Source organism: Kineococcus glutinatus (assembly GCF_039542765.1).
Classification (GTDB): domain Bacteria; phylum Actinomycetota; class Actinomycetes; order Actinomycetales; family Kineococcaceae; genus Kineococcus_A; species Kineococcus_A glutinatus.
This window is the reverse complement of the sequence record NZ_BAABIL010000702.1, coordinates 1-2066: the sequence shown is the minus strand read 5'-3', so window position 1 is coordinate 2066 and position 2066 is coordinate 1. Positions and strand designations below refer to the sequence as shown.

Below are 2066 nucleotides of genomic sequence, written 5' to 3'. Positions count from 1 at the left end.
CCACTACCAGGGGACGCGGACCCGGCGCGGCCGACGGGAGGGGGAGACCACCGTCACCGTTCGTCGGATGGCCGGCCGCGGCGCGCTCGGGAGACTCCACGGGCCCGACGCTACCCGTGCCCCAGGAGGAGCCCCGATGCAGCCGACGACGCCCGCCGCGCTCCCAGCAGCCCGGCGCCCCCGCCGGACCCGACCCCGCACCGCCGGAGGTGCCGTCGCGGCGCTGGCCGCCACCGTGGTCGTGGCCACGGCCGTCCCCGCCTCGGCGGCGCCCGCCGCACCCGTGACGGAGGCCCTGCCCGGCAACGCCCCGCTCAGCGCGCTGGCCACCGCGCGCCCCGCCGCGGTCGCGGAGGCCGAGCAGCAGTTCACGGCCCGCACCCCCGCCCGCTTCCGGGACCAGCGGCTCACGTGGGGGGACTGCCCCGCCAGCGCCGTGCCGACGCCGGAGGCGGCCGTCCTGCTGCCGCTGCTGGAGTGCTCGCAGGTCCGCGCCCCGCGCGACTGGAACGCCCCCGACGACGGCCACGAGATCACGGTCGCGATCAGCAGGCTGCGCAGCGAGGGCCCCCGCCCGGCCCGCACCATCCTCACCAACCCGGGCGGACCGGGCGCCGCGGGGCTGTACGTCCCGCTGATCCTGGCCGCCCGCCCGGCGGTGGCGGCCACCTCCGAGATCGTCGGCGTCGACGTCCGCGGCACCGGCTCCAGCACGAACGTCACGTGCGGTCTCGACGAGCAGGCCGTGCAGCTGACGCTCCCCGACCCCCGCGACCGCTCCCCGCAGGCCCTGGGGCGGACGGCCGCGGTGATGGCGGAGGTCGCCCGCGCCTGCCGCACCACCTCCGACCTCGCCCCGCACGTCAACACCGAGCAGACGGTCGCCGACCTGGACCTGGTGCGCGACGCCCTCGGCCGCGACCAGGTGGACTGGGTCGGCTACTCCGGCGGCACCTGGCTCGGCGCGCAGTACGCCACGTACTTCCCCGCGCGCGTGGGCCGCTTCGTGCTCGACTCCGCCGTCGACGTCGCCTCCCCCTTCCAGCAGGTCTTCGCCGAGGACCAGCCGCCGGCCTTCCAGCGCCGCTTCACCGCGGACTTCCAGCCGTGGGCCGCGCAGCACCACGACCGCTTCTTCCTCGGGCGCACCCCGCAGGAGGTGAACGCCACCTACGAGCGGCTGCGCGCCTCGCTGGCGGCCCGCCCGCTGGACCTCGGGCCGCTGGGCCGCTACGACGGCGCGACGGTCGACGTGCTCATCACCAGCGCGATGTACAGCAAGGCCCGCTTCGAGGAGCTGGCCGTCAGCCTGGGGGTGCTGCGGCTGCTGTCCAACGTCCGGCCGCTGCTGGACGGGGCCCGCGCGGAGCAGCTGCGCACCGAGCTGGAGCCGCAGCTGAGCCGGCTGGCCGCGCTGCTGCGGCGCAGCCCCACGATGCAGCCGCCCCTGGTGGCCGGGGGCGCGCTGGCCCAGGCCCCGGACGCGCAGACCGCGACCTTCTACAACACCACCTGCAACGACACCGCGTGGTCGCAGGGGGCGGACTTCTGGAACGACCTGGGTCGGCGCCAGGGCGAGCGCCACCCCCTCGTCGGCTGGGCGAAGACCCAGCAGCCGTGCGGTTACTGGGAGCGCCCGGCGCTGAGCCTGCCCCGGCCCGACGGCCGCGACCTGCCGCCGCTGCTGATCGTGCAGTCCGAGCACGACCCGGCCACCCCCGTGGAGGGCGCGCTGCGCAGCCACGCCGCCCTGGGCAGCTCCCGGCTGGTGCTGGTGGAGGACGAGGGCGACCACGCCCTGTACGCCGGCATCGGCAACCCCTGCGTCGACGGGGTCGTCGACCGCTTCCTCACCACCGGTCAGGCACCGGCGGGCGACGTGACCTGCGAGGGCACGGGGCTGCCGGAGCCGGGCTTCCCCCGGCTGTCGGACGCGCGGGCGGAGCTGCGCGCGCTGCTGCTCGGCTGACGCGGTGGCCCGCCCGCGGGGGTCGCCGCCGCGGGCGGGCCGGGTCGTCCCGGCCGGGCGGCGGCGGCAGGATGACCCCGTGACCGCCCCCGCGCCC

General features: G+C 77.7%; 1 protein-coding gene. It reads left to right on the top strand.

Features of this window, described 5'->3' with window-relative positions; translation table 11 throughout:
- Positions 1–136 precede the first annotated feature (136 nt).
- Positions 137–1969, top strand: coding sequence for an alpha/beta hydrolase (locus tag ABEB16_RS20375; protein WP_345714020.1), 1833 nt, complete (start codon positions 137–139; stop codon positions 1967–1969).
- Positions 1970–2066 lie beyond the last annotated feature (97 nt).